This is a genomic window from Bacillus atrophaeus (assembly GCF_001584335.1).
In the GTDB taxonomy this organism is placed as follows: domain Bacteria; phylum Bacillota; class Bacilli; order Bacillales; family Bacillaceae; genus Bacillus; species Bacillus atrophaeus.
The window spans coordinates 114,346-130,593 of the sequence record NZ_LSBB01000019.1 but is presented as its reverse complement, the minus strand read 5'-3'; the positions used below and the strand labels follow the sequence as shown (position 1 = coordinate 130,593).

At 44.1% G+C, this 16,248-nt stretch carries 15 protein-coding genes; 10 read left to right on the top strand and 5 right to left on the bottom strand.

Annotation, left to right across the window (positions count from 1 at the left end):
- Positions 1–17: 17 nt before the first annotated feature.
- A complete protein-coding gene (locus tag AXI57_RS12990; protein ID WP_003325095.1) occupies positions 18–320 on the bottom strand; it encodes a YtpI family protein in 303 nt (100 codons plus the stop codon).
- Positions 321–455: 135 nt separating this feature from the next.
- Between AXI57_RS12990 and AXI57_RS12985 the strand changes: the two genes are divergently transcribed.
- On the top strand, positions 456–1,397 hold the full coding sequence (locus AXI57_RS12985) for a DHH family phosphoesterase (RefSeq protein ID WP_003325096.1): 942 nt from the start codon (positions 456–458) through the stop codon (positions 1,395–1,397).
- Between the two features lie 17 nt (positions 1,398–1,414).
- Here AXI57_RS12985 and AXI57_RS12980 read toward each other — a convergent pair whose 3' ends face one another.
- From AXI57_RS12980 to ytrH, 3 genes are all read right to left on the bottom strand, one after another.
- Positions 1,415–1,606: a YtzJ family protein gene (locus AXI57_RS12980; RefSeq protein WP_003325097.1), complete on the bottom strand. Its 192-nt coding sequence runs from the start codon at positions 1,604–1,606 to the stop codon at positions 1,415–1,417.
- 104 nt (positions 1,607–1,710) lie between these two features.
- Complete coding sequence (ytrI, locus tag AXI57_RS12975) at positions 1,711–2,214, bottom strand: sporulation membrane protein YtrI (protein WP_003325098.1); 504 nt, start codon at positions 2,212–2,214, stop codon at positions 1,711–1,713.
- Positions 2,211–2,552, bottom strand: coding sequence for a sporulation membrane protein YtrH (gene ytrH / locus AXI57_RS12970; protein ID WP_003325099.1), 342 nt, complete (start codon positions 2,550–2,552; stop codon positions 2,211–2,213). Before ytrH ends, ytrI begins: the two co-directional genes overlap by 4 nt.
- 141 nt (positions 2,553–2,693) lie before the next feature.
- Between ytrH and dnaE the strand changes: the two genes are divergently transcribed.
- The 7 genes from dnaE to AXI57_RS12935 all read left to right on the top strand — a co-directional run bounded on the left by dnaE (position 2,694) and on the right by AXI57_RS12935 (position 13,010).
- Positions 2,694–6,035 (top strand): DNA polymerase III subunit alpha, encoded by a 3,342-nt coding sequence (dnaE, locus tag AXI57_RS12965; RefSeq protein ID WP_061670307.1) that lies wholly within the window; start codon positions 2,694–2,696, stop codon positions 6,033–6,035.
- A gap of 143 nt (positions 6,036–6,178) precedes the next feature.
- Positions 6,179–7,411, top strand: a complete 1,233-nt coding sequence (ystJ, locus tag AXI57_RS12960) for an NADP-dependent malic enzyme (RefSeq protein ID WP_061670306.1) — start codon at positions 6,179–6,181, stop codon at positions 7,409–7,411.
- Positions 7,412–7,744: 333 nt separating this feature from the next.
- Positions 7,745–8,617, top strand: coding sequence for an acetyl-CoA carboxylase, carboxyltransferase subunit beta (accD, locus tag AXI57_RS12955; RefSeq protein WP_003325102.1), 873 nt, complete (start codon positions 7,745–7,747; stop codon positions 8,615–8,617).
- On the top strand, positions 8,602–9,579 hold the full coding sequence (gene accA / locus AXI57_RS12950) for an acetyl-CoA carboxylase carboxyl transferase subunit alpha (protein WP_003325104.1): 978 nt from the start codon (positions 8,602–8,604) through the stop codon (positions 9,577–9,579). Before accD ends, accA begins: the two co-directional genes overlap by 16 nt.
- 192 nt (positions 9,580–9,771) lie before the next feature.
- Positions 9,772–10,731, top strand: coding sequence for a 6-phosphofructokinase (pfkA, locus tag AXI57_RS12945; protein ID WP_003325105.1), 960 nt, complete (start codon positions 9,772–9,774; stop codon positions 10,729–10,731).
- A gap of 40 nt (positions 10,732–10,771) precedes the next feature.
- Positions 10,772–12,529 (top strand): pyruvate kinase, encoded by a 1,758-nt coding sequence (gene pyk / locus AXI57_RS12940; RefSeq protein WP_003325106.1) that lies wholly within the window; start codon positions 10,772–10,774, stop codon positions 12,527–12,529.
- Between the two features lie 97 nt (positions 12,530–12,626).
- On the top strand, positions 12,627–13,010 hold the full coding sequence (locus AXI57_RS12935; protein WP_061670305.1) for an FxsA family protein: 384 nt from the start codon (positions 12,627–12,629) through the stop codon (positions 13,008–13,010).
- A gap of 29 nt (positions 13,011–13,039) precedes the next feature.
- Here AXI57_RS12935 and ytvI read toward each other — a convergent pair whose 3' ends face one another.
- Entirely contained in the window at positions 13,040–14,155 is a 1,116-nt protein-coding gene (gene ytvI, locus AXI57_RS12930) for a sporulation integral membrane protein YtvI (protein ID WP_061670304.1), read from the bottom strand.
- A 96-nt stretch (positions 14,156–14,251) separates the two neighbouring features.
- On the opposite strand from ytvI, the gene AXI57_RS12925 reads away from it, so the two are divergent.
- Both AXI57_RS12925 and citZ read left to right on the top strand, forming a co-directional pair.
- Positions 14,252–14,716, top strand: coding sequence for a DUF441 domain-containing protein (locus AXI57_RS12925; protein WP_003325109.1), 465 nt, complete (start codon positions 14,252–14,254; stop codon positions 14,714–14,716).
- 357 nt (positions 14,717–15,073) lie between these two features.
- Complete coding sequence (gene citZ, locus AXI57_RS12920; RefSeq protein WP_061670303.1) at positions 15,074–16,192, top strand: citrate synthase; 1,119 nt, start codon at positions 15,074–15,076, stop codon at positions 16,190–16,192.
- Positions 16,193–16,248 lie beyond the last annotated feature (56 nt).

The window sequence follows — 16,248 nt, the reverse complement described above, 5'->3', positions numbered from 1 at the left end:
CCGTCCCTTCCGTGATATTACGCGTGGTCTCTTTCTGCCTCTTTGGCATGAAGGGGGACGTAGTGCTTATAGGCTTTATACCCGGCCCACAAGCTGCCTGCTCCTACGAGGATAAAAATACCGCCGATCACTAACGTTAAAACTGAATGAAATAAGATCATTTGATTAATTCCGTAAAACAGCACCAGCGACCCTAAGGACATGCTTGATTTAGCCGAGAAAAATTCTTTCTCCAACGGCCGCTTCGCTCGGACGCCTTTTACTTTGAAATACACGTAAAAGCAGGCTGAAAGCACAATCAGAAAAACGAAAACCAGCATAAATGAAATCCTCCATTGTAAGAGTTTACAAACCCATTCTATACATAAATGGGCTTGATTTCTAGGATAAATGTTTTTCTTTTCCGGCGGTAAAGTTTGTGATTTAATGAAAAAAAGACAAAAAAGGAGTACAAGATGAAAACAGAACTCATTACAACCATATCATTATATGACACTATTATCATACATAGACATGTGCGGCCTGACCCAGATGCTTACGGATCCCAGTGCGGCCTTACAGAAATACTGAGAGAAACCTATCCTGAAAAAAATATTTATGCAGTCGGCACCCCTGAACAATCACTTTCGTTTTTGTATTCCCTTGATGAAGTGGATGACAAAACATATGAAGGCGCACTTGTCATCGTGTGTGACACTGCAAACCAGGAAAGAATCTGCGACAAACGGTATGGTTTGGGCGATAAGCTCATGAAAATCGACCACCATCCGAATGAGGACCCGTACGGTGATCTTTTATGGGTTGATACGAATGCAAGTTCTGTGAGCGAAATGATTTATGAGCTGTACCTCGAAGGGAAGCAGCACGGCTGGAAATTGAATACGAAAGCGGCTGAATTGATTTATGCCGGTATCGTCGGAGACACAGGCCGGTTCTTATTTCCGAACACGACGAAAAAAACCTTAAAATATGCAGGCGAACTTATTGAATATCCGTTTTCATCTACAGATTTGTTTAATCAATTGTATGAAACCAAATTGAATGTGGTGAAACTGAACGGTTTTATTTATCAAAATGTGTCAGTGTCGGAAAATGGAGCGGCCTCTGTTTTTATCAAAAAGGATATTCTTGAAACATTCGGCACAACGGCTTCTGAGGCATCACAGCTCGTTGGCACGCTTGGAAATATTTCAGGTATTCGCGCATGGGTGTTTTTCGTAGAAGAAGAAGATCAAATCAGAGTCAGATTCCGCTCGAAAGGGCCTGTTATTAATGTTCTTGCCCGCAAATATAATGGAGGGGGCCATCCGCTTGCCGCAGGAGCTTCCATTTACAGCTGGGAAGAAGCGGACACTATTTTGGCTGATTTAGAAACAGTATGTAAAGAACACAAGTAGAGGGGTGACCCTCTTTCTTAGTGTTCATCTGTGACGGGGATGAACCAGCAGCCGAGTTCAGTAAGGTCTTCATAGACTTGGAGATTGTAAGATTGAAGTTCTTTTTTGATGAGGGAAGCGAGTGCGTTTGTTTCTGCATATGCGGAAAAACCTTGTCTGATTCGGGCGGCTTGATCTTTTGCCTGCTGACGGTCGCTATAAACATCCATTTCCCTTTCCTCCCTTCATATTCAACATTTGCCTCATTTATAGTTTATAAAAAAGCGGAGTAAAAAGCGACTGAAGTTTGGAAGATTTTAAAAAATTTCCACATTTATGACGCAAATGATATTTCAATCTCGACAGTCAGTCTCGTATAAATAATTAATTCCTTCACCTCAGCTTCATATTTTTTTTCATTAATGGTATATATTTTGTTTTCAATCGTTCGTTTTAACAGTTCCTTTGTTTTATAGACACTTTCTATATCCTTTGTGATGACCTCTGAAATGTCATCCTTAATATGTTCTTCGAATTTTGTCTTGTCCGGCTGCGAAATTTTGTATTTTTCGCTGTTCAGCAATTTTACATCGACGCTTTGAATGAGCAGCATCTTTTTGTTGTCCTCATTCAGCTTATGAAGGTCCTCCTGATAAATGGAGATTTGATTGTTCAAATCTTTTACATGCTCCTGCTGCTCTGCAATCAAAGTCACTTGTTCCTCTTGAAAGGTGCCATACGTAAACAGGAAAATCACCCAGCTGATAACGGCGCCGCACATCATACCCGCGAAAAAACGCTGCCATCCCGGTTTTCTATAGAGCTGAGGCACTCTCATGAAGAAATGTGCTCCTGCGTCAGCCAGGAAATAATCAGCCATCCGCTTTGTGCGCCCCCCATGGCCGATATGATGAGAAGGAGCTGCTTGAATATATCTCTTGTATTCCCTTCGAATATACCTCTCTCAAAGCTGTATACCGCATCAAAAGTTCCGCCGATGGCTGCAACAAGCGCCCATATTTTCAATTTGTTGGCAAGTTTTGTAATGGCGGTGAGCGGGGCTTCACCTGACAAGTAAGCGCCGACTCCGCCGATCAGTGCCCCGCCGATCAGCACACCTAGCGCAATAAAATAACTATTAATGAAATTTGCCATAAAGCTGGCTTCTTGGTCCAATATGATCACCTCACCTCTTATATCATATTGAGCTCTCAGGACAAGTATGATGACAAGTCAAAAAAGAACATTTGTTTCTTATGTAAACCCGTCTTATAATGAAGGAAGAAAAATGATCGTAAACGAGAAAGGGGTGAGGATATGTCTTTTGTTCACCTGCAAGTGCACAGCGGTTACAGCCTTTTGAACAGCGCCGCTGCTGTGGAAGAGCTCGTCAAGGAAGCGGATACGCTCGGGTATACGTCTTTGGCGCTCACAGATGACCACGTTATGTACGGTGCCATACAGTTTTATAAAGCATGCAAGGCGCGGGGAATAAAACCGATTATCGGACTGACTGCTTCTGTATTCACAGATGAAAACGAAGTGGAGGCCTGTCCGCTTGTTCTTTTAGCAAAATCGAATATGGGGTATCAAAACCTCCTGAAAATAAGCAGTGTCCTGCAATCCAAATCAAAAGAAGGCTTGAAACAAAAATGGCTGAAAAGCTACCGCGAGGGGATTATTGCGATTACTCCGGGTGAGAAGGGGTATATTGAAACGCTTCTTGAGGCGGGGCTGTATGACAAAGCGGAACAAAGCGCTTTGGAGCTGCAATCTGTCTTTGGGACAGACGCCTTTTATTTAGGCTATCAGCCGTTTAAAGGGAACCAGGCATTATCCGATCACATTCTCCGCCTGTCTGCCGAAACGGGCATTCCGGTGGCGGCGACAGGAGATGTGCATTACATACGGAAAGAAGACAAGACCGCTTACCGCTGCCTGAAAGCGATCAAGGCCGGAGAAAAACTGGCGGACTTGAACCGCGAAGAGACTCCGGACTTGGACTTAAAATCAATAGAAGAAATGAGAATGTTTTATCAAGAACATCCCGAAGCGTTAAGCGCCTCAGTCCAGATTGCGGAACAATGCCATGTTGATGTCAATCTCGGGCAGACACGCCTGCCGTCATTCCCTGCACCTGACGGTAAACCTGCTGATGAGTACTTGGCTGAACTATGTTTCTCAGGGATGAAGGAGCGCTTCAAGTCGCCTGATGAAAGAGTAATCCGCCGCTTGCAATATGAGCTGGACGTGATTAAACGGATGAAGTTCAGTGATTATTTCCTTATTGTGTGGGATTTTATGAAGTATGCTCACGAAAATGGAATCGTAACAGGTCCTGGGCGGGGATCAGCAGCGGGATCTCTTGTCGCTTATGTGCTTTATATCACAAACGTCGATCCGATCAAGCACAATCTGCTGTTTGAACGATTTTTGAACCCTGAACGGGTCAGCATGCCGGATATTGATATCGACTTTCCAGACACGAGAAGAGACGAGATGATTCAATACGTCAAAAATAAATACGGAGCCATGCACGCAGCCCAGATCATTACCTTCGGGACGCTTGCGGCAAAAGCTGCACTCAGGGATGTCGGAAGAGTGTTTGGCGTCAATCCGAAAGAAGCTGATCAGCTTGCTAAACTGATACCTTCAAAGCCGGGAGTGACGCTTGAAGACGCTAGAAAGATGTCCCCTCAGCTGAATCAGCGGCTCAATGAGTCCAGCCTGCTGAGCCAGGTGTTTTCAATAGCGAAGAAAATCGAAGGGCTGCCGAGACATACATCAACCCACGCGGCCGGAGTTGTTCTGAGTGAAGAGCCTCTCACTGGTATTGTCCCTCTTCAGGAAGGGCATGAAGGAGTATACTTAACCCAGTACGCGATGGATCACCTGGAAGATCTGGGCCTTTTGAAAATGGATTTCTTAGGCTTGCGCAATCTTACATTAATCGAATCAATCAAAACCATGATTGAAAAAGAAGAGAAGATCAAAATAGATTTTTCCAGCATTTCTTATGATGATGAAAAAACCTTCTCCCTTTTGTCCAAAGGAGATACGACAGGCGTTTTTCAGCTTGAATCCTCAGGAATGAGAAGTGTGCTGAGGCGCCTGAAGCCGACGGGTCTGGAAGATATCGTTGCAGTCAATGCCCTGTACCGCCCTGGTCCGATGGAAAATATACCACTATTTATAGACCGGAAACACGGCCGCGTGCCTGTCCACTTTCCGCATAACGATTTAAAGGATATTTTAAAAGATACTTACGGTGTCATTGTTTATCAAGAACAGATCATGGTAATTGCCTCCAAAATGGCAGGATTTACTTTAGGAGAAGCAGACCTCCTCAGACGGGCGGTCAGCAAGAAAAAGAAAGATATTCTTGATCGTGAGCGAAGCCATTTTGTTGAAGGGTGCTTAAAAAAGGAGTATTCTGTAGACACTGCAAATGAGGTCTACGATTTGATCGTTAAATTCGCTAATTACGGTTTTAACAGAAGTCACGCTGTGGCATACAGTATGATCGGCTGCCAGCTTGCTTATCTGAAGGCTCATTATCCTTTATATTTCATGTGCGGACTGCTGACGAGCGTCATTGGCAATGAGGATAAAATAGCGCAATATCTTTACGAAGCTAAGGGGAACGGGATCCGTATTCTTCCTCCGTCAGTGAATAAGAGCAGCTTTCCGTTTACAGTTGAAAACGGAGCCGTCAGATACAGTCTTCGTGCCGTAAAAAATGTAGGCGTCTCAGCAGTAAAAGATATCTATAAGGCAAGAAAAGATAAAAAATTTGAAGATCTATTTGATTTCTGCTTCCGCGTGCCGTCAAAAAGTGTGAACCGAAAAACGATAGAAGCTTTAATATTGTCCGGTGCGATGGACGAGTTCGGTCAAAACCGCGCCACTTTGCTGGCATCCATTGACGTAGCCGCAGAGCATGCTGAATTATTTTCCGCAGACGATGACCAGATGGGATTGTTTTTAGAGGAGTCATTTTCCATCAAGCCGAAATATGTAGAGACGGAAGAGTTTCCGCTTGTAGATTTGCTCCAATTTGAAAAAGAAACGCTTGGCATTTATTTTTCAAGCCACCCGCTTTCCGCCCATCGGGACAGATTGTCAGCCCGCGGGGCGGTGCCGATCCTGAAAACTCAGCAATCCGAAAAAAAACAAATTCTGCTCGGAGCGCTTGTGACAAAAACGAAAACGATTCGGACAAAAACGGGTCAAAATATGTCATTTTTAACATTAAGTGATGAAACCGGCGAGATCGAAGCCGTCGTATTTCCTGAACAATTCAGACAGCTTTCTCCGGTTTTACAAGAAGGCGCTCTGCTCTTCACAGCCGGAAAATGCGAAGTAAGGCAAGACAAAAAACAGTTCATCATGTCCAAGGCGTCTTTGTTGGATAATATGAGCAATGAAACGTCCTCCGTCTATATAAAAATAGAGGGCGGGCAGCACAGTCAGGAGCTGCTGGAAAAAATAAAGCAAATTTTGCTGGAGCATATAAAAGGGGAAAACGACGTTTATCTCTACTATGAAAAGCAAAAACAGACGATCAAGCTGCCTGATTCCTTTAGGATAAATGCTGACCATCAGGTGTTATATCGCTTAAAAGAGCTGTTGGGCCATAAAAACGTCGTTTTAAAATAGTGGTAACAAGGAAACTTTTGTTATACAATTGGAACAATTATGTTACTCTATTTAAATATTCTGTGATTTTAACTCCAGAACATTCAACCAGCCAATGCAGCAGAATACGGATCAAAAAATCCCTTTAAGGAGTGTTTAGTAACATGTCGTTAAGAGAAGAAGCATTACATATGCATAAAGTGAACCAGGGAAAATTGGAATCTAAATCTAAAGTGGAAGTCAAAAACGCGAAAGATTTAAGCCTTGCTTATTCCCCTGGAGTAGCTGAACCGTGTAAGGATATATATGATGACAAAAATAAAGTATACGACTATACAATGAAGGGGAACATGGTAGCTGTCGTGACAGACGGAACTGCGGTCCTCGGTCTTGGGAATATCGGGCCAGAAGCAGCGCTTCCTGTCATGGAAGGGAAAGCGGTTTTATTCAAAAGCTTTGCCGGAGTGGACGCGTTCCCGATCGCTCTCGCCACTAATGACGTGGAAAAAATTATTGAAACTGTAAAATTGCTTGAGCCGACTTTTGGCGGTGTCAATCTGGAAGATATCGCAGCGCCGAACTGCTTTATCATCGAAGAGCGTTTGAAAAAAGAAACGAACATTCCTGTTTTCCATGATGACCAGCACGGAACAGCGATTGTAACGGTAGCAGGCCTTGTGAACGCGCTGAAATTGTCCGGAAAATCCTTGTCTTCTATTAAAGTTGTGGCAAACGGAGCAGGAGCTGCGGGCATTGCGATCATTAAGCTTCTTTACCATTTTGGCGTACGAGATATCGTCATGTGCGATTCAAAAGGGGCGATCTACGAAGGACGTCCTAACGGCATGAACGCAGTGAAAAACGAAGTGGCGAAATTCACAAACCAAGACCGAAAAGACGGCTCTTTGAAAGATGTCATCGTGGATGCAGACGTATTTATCGGGGTGTCGGTCGAAGGAGCATTAACGAAAGAAATGGTACAAAGCATGGCAAAAGATCCTGTTATTTTCGCCATGGCAAATCCTAATCCGGAAATTATGCCGGATGACGCACGCGAAGCTGGTGCGAGCGTAATCGGCACAGGACGTTCCGATTTCCCTAACCAAGTCAACAACGTCTTGGCATTCCCGGGGATTTTCCGTGGTGCGCTTGACGTGCGGGCGACTCACATTAACGAAGAGATGAAAATTGCAGCGGTAGAAGCGATTGCCTCTCTTGTATCGGATGAGGAACTCAGCGCTGACTACGTAATTCCAGCTCCGTTTGATAAACGTGTTGCGCCTGCCGTGGCAAAAGCGGTAGCAAAAGCAGCGATGGAAACAGGAGTAGCAAGAATCAGCGTTGATCCCGAGGAAGTAGCTGAAAAGACAAGAAAGCTGACGATTATCGGTGAATAAAGTGATTGATTGAGAAATGGCAGCGCGTTGACAGAATAACAACGCGCTGTTTCTCAGGTTAACCCGCTGCTGAAATTTTTTTGAGGGGAGGTCTTAAAAAAATTTCAGCAGGGTGTAACTAATTTTTCTGAATGCGCTATCAATCTAGTCTCAGCAACGATTTATATTACATATGCCATGCCCGTAAACATCCTTCTGCTGATAAAAAGTTGTCGAATTGAGGATGACAGCGTTTGACAAAAAAAGTACAATGGTTTCGGTAAAGTATTAGCAAGTCTATCTAATTGGGTGACATGCGGTGAAGAGAACCCTTCACAAAAGGGAGGTAATCATTTGTTAAAGGATATATTCACTAAAAAGAAAAAATATGCTTCTGTACCATCAGAACAAGCAAAACATGATGTTCCGGAAGGCATTATGACAAAATGCCCTAAGTGTAAAAAAATCATGCTCACAAAAGAGCTGGATAAAAATATGCGTGTTTGTATGAACTGCGGCTATCATTTTCCGCTGAATGCAAAACAGCGTATTGAAAGCCTGATGGATGACGATTCATTTGAAGAGTTCAATCAGGGGATGGCCTCAGAGAATCCTCTCAATTTTCCGGGCTATCTGGAGAAGCTGGAAAAGGACCGCGAAAAAACATCCTTGAACGAGGCTGTCGTGACAGGGAAAGGCACAATCAACGGCTCTCCGGTCATCGCTGCTATTATGGATTCTACATTCAGAATGGGCAGCATGGGTTCTGTTGTCGGGGAGAAAATTACACTTGCGGTTGAAAAAGCGAAAGAGGAGAAGGTTCCGTTTATTATTTTCACTGCTTCCGGCGGTGCAAGAATGCAGGAAGGAATCTTGAGTCTTATGCAAATGGCTAAGACAAGCTCTGCTTTAAAACTGTTCAGTGAGGAAAAAGGTCTCATCATTTCTGTCATGACGCATCCGACTACAGGTGGAGTATCCGCAAGTTTCGCCTCTCTCGGCGATTATAATTTTGCCGAGCCGGGCGCGCTGATCGGTTTTGCGGGAAGACGGATCATTGAACAGACAATTGGTGAGAAGCTGCCCGAAGATTTCCAAACGGCTGAGTTTCTGTTGAAACACGGACAGCTGGACGCGGTCATTCATCGCGCCGAGATGAAAGAGACGTTAGGAAGTCTGCTGAATATGCATGAAACAGGAGGTGACATTGAGTGGCTGCAAGATTAGAATTCGAAAAACCGGTGGTAGAACTACAAACAAAAATCGCTGAACTGAAGAAGTTCACCCAAGATTCAGATATGGATCTAAGTGCCGAAATCCAACGGCTCGAGGAGCGTCTGACAAAGCTTCAAGACGATATTTATAAAAACCTGAAGCCTTGGGACAGAGTTCAGATCGCCCGTCTGCCGAATCGCCCGACGACCTTGGATTATATAAAGCATCTGTTTACTGATTTCTTTGAATGCCATGGAGACAGAGCGTACGGAGACGATGAAGCGCTTGTCGGCGGAATTGCCAAGTTTCACGGTCTTCCGGTTACAGTCATCGGCCACCAGCGCGGAAGAGACACAAAAGAAAACCTTGTCCGCAATTTCGGAATGCCTCACCCGGAAGGCTATCGCAAAGCGCTTCGTTTGATGAAGCAGGCTGATAAGTTTAACAGACCAATCATCTGTTTTATTGATACAAAGGGCGCTTATCCGGGAAAAGCCGCTGAAGAAAGAGGACAAAGCGAAGCCATTGCGAGGAATTTGTTTGAAATGGCCGGTCTCAAAGTGCCTGTTATTTGTATCGTCATCGGTGAAGGGGGAAGCGGCGGAGCGCTCGGCCTCGGTGTGGGAAATCATCTGCATATGCTGGAGAACTCCACCTACTCGGTTATTTCACCGGAAGGAGCCGCCGCGCTTTTATGGAAAGACGCAAGCCTTGCCAAAAAAGCCGCTGAAACCATGAAAATCACTGCGCCTGACTTAAAAGAATTAGGTATTATTGATCATATGATAAAAGAAGTAAAAGGCGGAGCGCACCATGATGTAAAGATGCAGGCAGGCTATATTGATGAGACTTTAAAACAATCGTTAAAATCATTGCTTAAGCTGAATGAAGAAGAATTGATTCAGCAGCGTTATGAAAAATATAAGGCGATTGGAAAAGTTTCGGTTGAAGATCAATATATAGGGGTAAACTAAATAAACGTGAAGCCTTTGGCTCACGTTTATTTTTTGTGACATTCCTTAAATTTTATTTAAAAACAGTTTATTTAATTGTATAATAGGTAGGGTTTAATGGGGAGCTTTAGAGCAGTACGTGTCCCTTTTCATTGTTTTAGGACAATGAACATGTTATGTTTAATCATATATGGTGCTTGAGGTGAATAAAGGATGAAGCGTATAGGAGTTTTAACGAGTGGCGGGGATTCCCCGGGGATGAACGCAGCAGTGCGCGCGGTTGTCAGAAAAGCAATTTATCATGACGTGGAAGTTTACGGCATTTATAACGGCTACTCAGGATTAATCAGCGGAAAAATTGAAAAGCTTGAATTGGGCTCAGTCGGTGATATTATTCATCGAGGCGGAACGAAGCTTTATACGGCAAGATGTCCTGAATTCAAAACAGTTGAGGGCCGTGAAAAAGGAATTGAAAACTTAAAGAAGCTTGGCATTGAAGGGCTTGTTGTCATCGGCGGTGACGGTTCCTACATGGGTGCGAAAAAATTAACGGAACACGGGTTTCCTTGTGTAGGTGTACCGGGTACTATTGATAATGATATCCCGGGAACTGATTTTACAATCGGTTTTGACACGGCCTTAAATACAGTCATTGATGCAATTGATAAGATCCGCGATACCGCGACATCACATGAACGTACATATGTTATAGAAGTGATGGGACGGCATGCAGGCGATATCGCTTTGTGGGCAGGTCTTGCCGGCGGTGCAGAATCCATTTTGATTCCTGAAGCGGATTATGACATGTCTGAGATCCTTGCCAGACTGAAAAGAGGACATGACCGCGGTAAGAAACACAGCATCATCATTGTTGCCGAGGGAGTCGGCAGCGGAGTCGAATTTGGGAAACGCATTGAAGAAGAAACAAATCTTGAAACCAGGGTATCAGTTTTGGGGCATATCCAACGCGGGGGATCGCCGAGCGCATCTGACCGTGTGCTTGCAAGCCGCCTGGGCGCATACGCTGTCGAGCTTCTTCTTGAAGGCAAAGGCGGACGTTGTGTAGGTATACAAAACAATAAGCTTGTAGACCATGATATTATAGAAATATTGGATAAAAAACATACAGTTGAACAAAACATGTATCAACTTTCAAAAGAACTGTCTATCTAATTCGGCAGACGGCTCAAGATTTCAGAAGGAAGTGAACGAATTGAGAAAAACAAAAATAGTTTGTACGATCGGTCCGGCAAGTGAAAGTATTGAAATGCTGACTAACCTAATGGAAGCAGGCATGAACGTAGCACGCCTGAACTTTTCTCACGGGGATTTTGAAGAGCATGGCGCAAGAATCAAAAACATTCGTGAAGCAAGCAAAAAGCTAGGGAAAAACGTCGGGATTCTTCTTGACACAAAAGGTCCGGAAATCCGCACGCGCGAAATGGAAAACGGAGCTATTGAACTAGTTGCGGGAACTGAGCTTATCGTCACAATGGACGAGGTATTGGGCACTCCCGAAAAAATTTCAGTGACTTACGAAGGCCTTGCTGATGATGTTCAAAAAGGATCTACTATTCTTTTGGACGACGGGCTTATCGGTCTTGAAGTTCTTGAAGTGCATGCTGACAAGCGTGAAATTAAAACAAAAGTCCTAAACAGCGGAACGCTGAAAAATAAAAAAGGCGTAAACGTACCGGGTGTTAGTGTCAATCTTCCTGGAATTACGGAAAAAGATGCAAGAGACATCACTTTCGGTATCGAGCAAGGCGTTGATTTTATCGCTGCGTCCTTTGTGCGCCGTTCAACTGACGTGCTCGAAATCCGGGAACTTCTTGAAGAGCACAATGCTGGTGATATTCAAATCATCCCTAAAATCGAAAACCAAGAAGGTGTCGATAACATTGACTCCATTTTGGAAGTCTCTGACGGTTTGATGGTAGCGCGCGGAGATCTCGGCGTTGAAATTCCTGCTGAAGAAGTGCCGCTCGTTCAAAAAGAACTAATCAAAAAATGCAATGCGCTTGGCAAGCCGGTGATCACAGCGACTCAAATGCTTGACAGCATGCAGCGCAATCCTCGTCCGACACGCGCGGAAGCAAGTGACGTGGCAAACGCGATCTTTGACGGAACAGATGCGATTATGCTTTCTGGTGAAACGGCTGCGGGAAGCTATCCTGTCGAAGCGGTTCAAACCATGCACCGCATTGCATCCCGTTCTGAAGAGGCGCTGAATTATAAAGAAATTCTTTCAAAACGCAGAGGGCAAGTGGGTATGACGATTACTGATGCGATCGGGCAGTCAGTGGCACATACAGCTATCAACCTTAATGCGGCTGCAATCGTTACGCCGACAGAAAGCGGCCATACTGCGCGGATGATTTCAAAATACCGTCCGCAGGCACCGATTGTCGCGGTGACGGTAAATGAATCAATTTCCAGAAAGCTTGCGCTTGTATTTGGCGTTTTCCCTGAAAGCGGACAAAACGCAACTTCAACTGACCAAATGCTTGATGATGCTGTCCAAAAATCATTGAACAGCGGAATTGTGAAACACGGAGATTTGATTGTCATTACTGCAGGATCTGTCGGTGAATCAGGCACAACCAACTTGATGAAGGTATACACAGTAGGCGATATCATTGCAAAAGGGCAAGGCATCGGACGTAAATCTGCGTATGGTCCTGTTGTTGTTGCGCAAAACGCAAAAGAAGCAGAACAAAAAATGACTGACGGCGCAGTGCTCGTTACAACAAGCACAGACCGTGATATGATTACAGCGCTTGAAAAAGCTTCAGCGCTTATTACAGAAGAAGGCGGCTTGACAAGCCATGCGGCTGTTGTCGGTTTAAGCCTTGGCATTCCGGTTATCGTGGGGCTGGAAAACGCAACTTCTATCTTGGCAGATGGACAGGACATTACGGTTGATGCTGCCCGCGGTGCTGTTTATCAGGGCCGTGCGAGCGTACTCTAAACATGTAAAAGCAGGAGGGGGGTAACTCCCTTCTCTTTTCCTTGTCTGCTGTTTTTAAGCGGAATAAATGCGTTTTAAGAGATGTGGGGTGCAGGCGATGAGATTTCTCTTTTTGTTTTTTATTGTGTGTCCGGCAATCGAAATCGGGATTTTTCTGCTTTCCGGTAAGCTGATCGGTATTTTTCCAACTGTTCTGTTGATGATTTTGACGGGGGCCATTGGCGCTATCGTTGCAAAAAAACAGGGAGTTGAGGTGTATTACCGGGTGCAGCGCGAGCTCCAATATGGCAAAATGCCTGGTGAGGCCATTTTAGATGGTCTATGTATTTTCATCGGAGGTTTATTGCTGATGCTTCCGGGCTTTTTGTCAGATCTGGCCGGTGCCTGTCTGCTTATTCCGTTCTCCCGCAGCTGGTGCAAACCGCTTCTGTTCAAATGGCTGAGAGGAATGTCCAAAAACAAACGGATTATTATTAAATAAACGGCAGCCTGAGTATCCGGGCTGCTGTTTTATTTTTGCCCGGCTGTAATATAGGACCATACCTCTTTTAATGCGCCAGTGGTAAGTAAAGCTTGAATAAAGACGAGGATAGCGGGCCCGGCAATAAGTCCTAAAAATCCAAATAGCTTAAAGCCGGCAAACAAAGCGATTAAAGTTGCCAGAGGATCAATTCCTATGGATTTGCTCAATAACTTCGGTTCAGTCAGCTGCCGCTGCATAAGCACAATAAGATATAAAATCCCAATCCCGATGGCAAGCGGAAGCTGTCCTGTAATAGATAAGTACAAGATCCACGGCACAAACACTGAACCTGTGCCTAAGTACGGCAGAAGATCAACCAATCCGATTAAAAAAGCGATCGTTGCGGGATGCTCGACTTTTAATATGAAAAGACCGATACATACGATAATCATCGTAAGAAATACAAGGGCAGCCTGTGCCTTAACAAAGCCGGCCATTGCTTTCTTCAGCTCACTTCCGACCGCTTTTCCGTTTGCTGAAACCCGTTCGGGGAGAATCGATAACAGTAATGCTTTCAGCTTGTGCCAATCTTTCGTGATGAAAAAAGTAGCCAAAAGAGAGAAAATAAAAACGGCTGCGGTATTTGGGAGCAATGCAAAGATTTTCGGAATCATTTCAAGGATATGAGACAGAATCAGTCCGGCGTTCTTAGCGGCGGAATCTCCCAGCGCCTGTATCTGAGTCACGATGGAAGCCTGCTGATTTGTTTCCAGCCCGTTAAATAAAACAGTCAGTTCATGATAAAATGGCTGAATATGAGTGGTGAACAGTTTCTCGCAAAACATGATAAAGGTGTTGAGATGAGGAGGGAGCGTCTTTGCGAGATACGCGGTTCCCGACACGATTTCTGCAACAAGCAAGGTCAGCGCCCCGACTGTGATAAGCAGAAAAAAAGCCAGAACAAGAATGACGTTTAATGTTCTAGGCAGACTGGTCAGCCTGTCCAAATATTCTACAAAAGGATGTATGGCTGATGAGAGAATAAGGGCAATCAGGAATGGATAAATTAACGGAAATGAATAATAGACTGCGGCAATAGACCCAGTTGAAATTGTAAAAACAAAAAGAGTCCTGAAGAAAATGGATACATAGGATTGATTCAAAAATGCTCCTCCTCTCGTCAGCACGTCCTATTTTTTATTTTATTCACGATGCATGCGATTATGAATACATTTATCTGCAAAGGAGGAAGCTTAGGCGTGTTTACTCAAGCTAATTTATTCTTAGTATTATTGCTTGCCATTGCACTCATAGCTAAAAATCAATCATTGCTTATTGCTGTATCCGTCCTGATTTTGATCAAAATAGTGGGACTTGACCAAAAATTATTTCCCGCTATTCAATCAAAAGGTATCAATTGGGGGGTAACAGTCATCACCATTGCCGTTCTTGTGCCGATTGCTACAGGAGAGATCGGCTTCAAACAATTGGGAGAGGCAGTACGATCCTATTATGCATGGATTGCCCTTGGAGCGGGAATTGCAGTGGCGCTGATTGCCAAAAACGGTCTTACACTGCTGGAGAATGACCCTCATATTACAACGGCGCTTGTCATCGGGACCATTTTGGCAGTTGCCCTTTTTGGCGGAGTAGCGGTCGGACCGCTCATCGGAGCCGGCATTGCGTACCTCGCCATGCAAATTGTAAAAATGTTCAGTTCTTAAAAAAAAACGGCGGCCTGCCGTTTTTTTTTTGTAGTAAAAGGGAAAAAACAATCAAAAACCCGCAAATAAAGGCACTTTTTGTACGTAAAAACCGCGAAAAAGAGAGAAAGAAAAAAAAAAATTATAGTTAAACATTTAACAAATGTCTGATTATTGTTTATAATAAGAATAGGCTTAAAGTTAATCAAGCTTATAAGATTTAGTTATGGTCTTCCATAAGCAGGGGGTTAATGAATTGTAAACAGTAAAATGTAAGCATTTTCTTTTAGGGAAAAGTGATTACTTTTTACACTTTAAGCAAGCCTTATGTTTCGCATTACTCTAAAAGGGGAATTTTTTTGAAAAGGAGAGGTTAATATGACAGCAACACGCGGTCTCGAAGGGGTTGTAGCAACAACATCATCTGTAAGTTCTATTATCGACGATACCCTTACATATGTAGGGTACGATATTGATGACTTAACAGAGAATGCTAGTTTTGAAGAAATTATTTACTTACTTTGGCATTTAAAGCTGCCGAACAAAGAAGAACTCAATGAATTTAAAAAACAGCTTGCACAGGAAGCTTCCGTTCCTAAAGAAGTTATTGAGCACTTCAAATCTTATTCCCTCGAAAAAGTTCATCCTATGGCTGCGCTCCGGACAGCTGTATCTTTACTCGGTCTGCTCGACGATGAAGCGGATGTTATGAATCCGGATGCCAATTACAGAAAAGCGATACGCCTTCAGGCGAAGGTGCCTGGTTTGGTTGCCGCTTTCTCTAGAATTCGCAAAGGTCTTGAACCGGTTGAACCAAAAGAAGATCTGGGGATCGCCGCGAATTTCCTTTACACGTTAAACGGAGAAGATCCTTCGCCGATTGAAGTGGAAGCGTTTAATAAAGCGCTCATTCTCCATGCTGACCATGAACTGAACGCGTCAACGTTCACAGCAAGGGTATGTGTCGCTACGCTGTCTGATATTTATTCCGGTATTACGGCAGCAATCGGAGCCTTAAAAGGACCGCTTCACGGCGGTGCAAATGAAGGCGTTATGAAGATGCTTTCGGAGATCGGAGAAGTGGAAAACGTTGAACCTTACATCCGCGCCAAAATGGAAAAGAAAGAAAAAGTAATGGGATTCGGACACCGTGTATACAAGCATGGAGATCCGCGCGCCAAGCATTTGAAAGAAATGAGCAAGCGATTAACAAACTTAACGGGTGAAAGCAAATGGTATGAGATGTCGATCGCAATTGAAGACATCGTCACATCAGAAAAAAAGCTTCCGCCAAATGTTGATTTTTATTCGGCATCGGTTTATCACAGCCTTGGTATTGATCACGATCTCTTCACGCCAATCTTTGCGGTCAGCAGAATGTCCGGATGGCTTGCGCATATTCTTGAGCAATATGACAACAACCGCTTGATCCGTCCGCGCGCAGATTATACGGGCCCTGACAAGCAAAAATTTATTCCGATTAACGAAAGAGCCTAAAGAACCAATGGGGGCTGGCTGGATTTAATGAAGTTAGCCTCTTGTTTGGAACAGTG

Coding starts and splice junctions, on each gene's coding strand:
- pfkA (WP_003325105.1), top strand. CDS start 9,772: ATGAAGCGTATAGGAGTTTTAACGAGTGGCGGGGATTCCCCGGGGATG.
- dnaE (WP_061670307.1), top strand. CDS start 2,694: ATGTCTTTTGTTCACCTGCAAGTGCACAGCGGTTACAGCCTTTTGAAC.
- AXI57_RS12980 (WP_003325097.1), bottom strand. CDS start 1,606: ATGGATGTTTATAGCGACCGTCAGCAGGCAAAAGATCAAGCCGCCCGA.
- ystJ (WP_061670306.1), top strand. CDS start 6,179: ATGTCGTTAAGAGAAGAAGCATTACATATGCATAAAGTGAACCAGGGA.
- AXI57_RS12990 (WP_003325095.1), bottom strand. CDS start 320: ATGCTGGTTTTCGTTTTTCTGATTGTGCTTTCAGCCTGCTTTTACGTG.
- ytrI (WP_003325098.1), bottom strand. CDS start 2,214: ATGAGAGTGCCTCAGCTCTATAGAAAACCGGGATGGCAGCGTTTTTTC.
- citZ (WP_061670303.1), top strand. CDS start 15,074: ATGACAGCAACACGCGGTCTCGAAGGGGTTGTAGCAACAACATCATCT.
- AXI57_RS12935 (WP_061670305.1), top strand. CDS start 12,627: ATGAGATTTCTCTTTTTGTTTTTTATTGTGTGTCCGGCAATCGAAATC.
- AXI57_RS12985 (WP_003325096.1), top strand. CDS start 456: ATGAAAACAGAACTCATTACAACCATATCATTATATGACACTATTATC.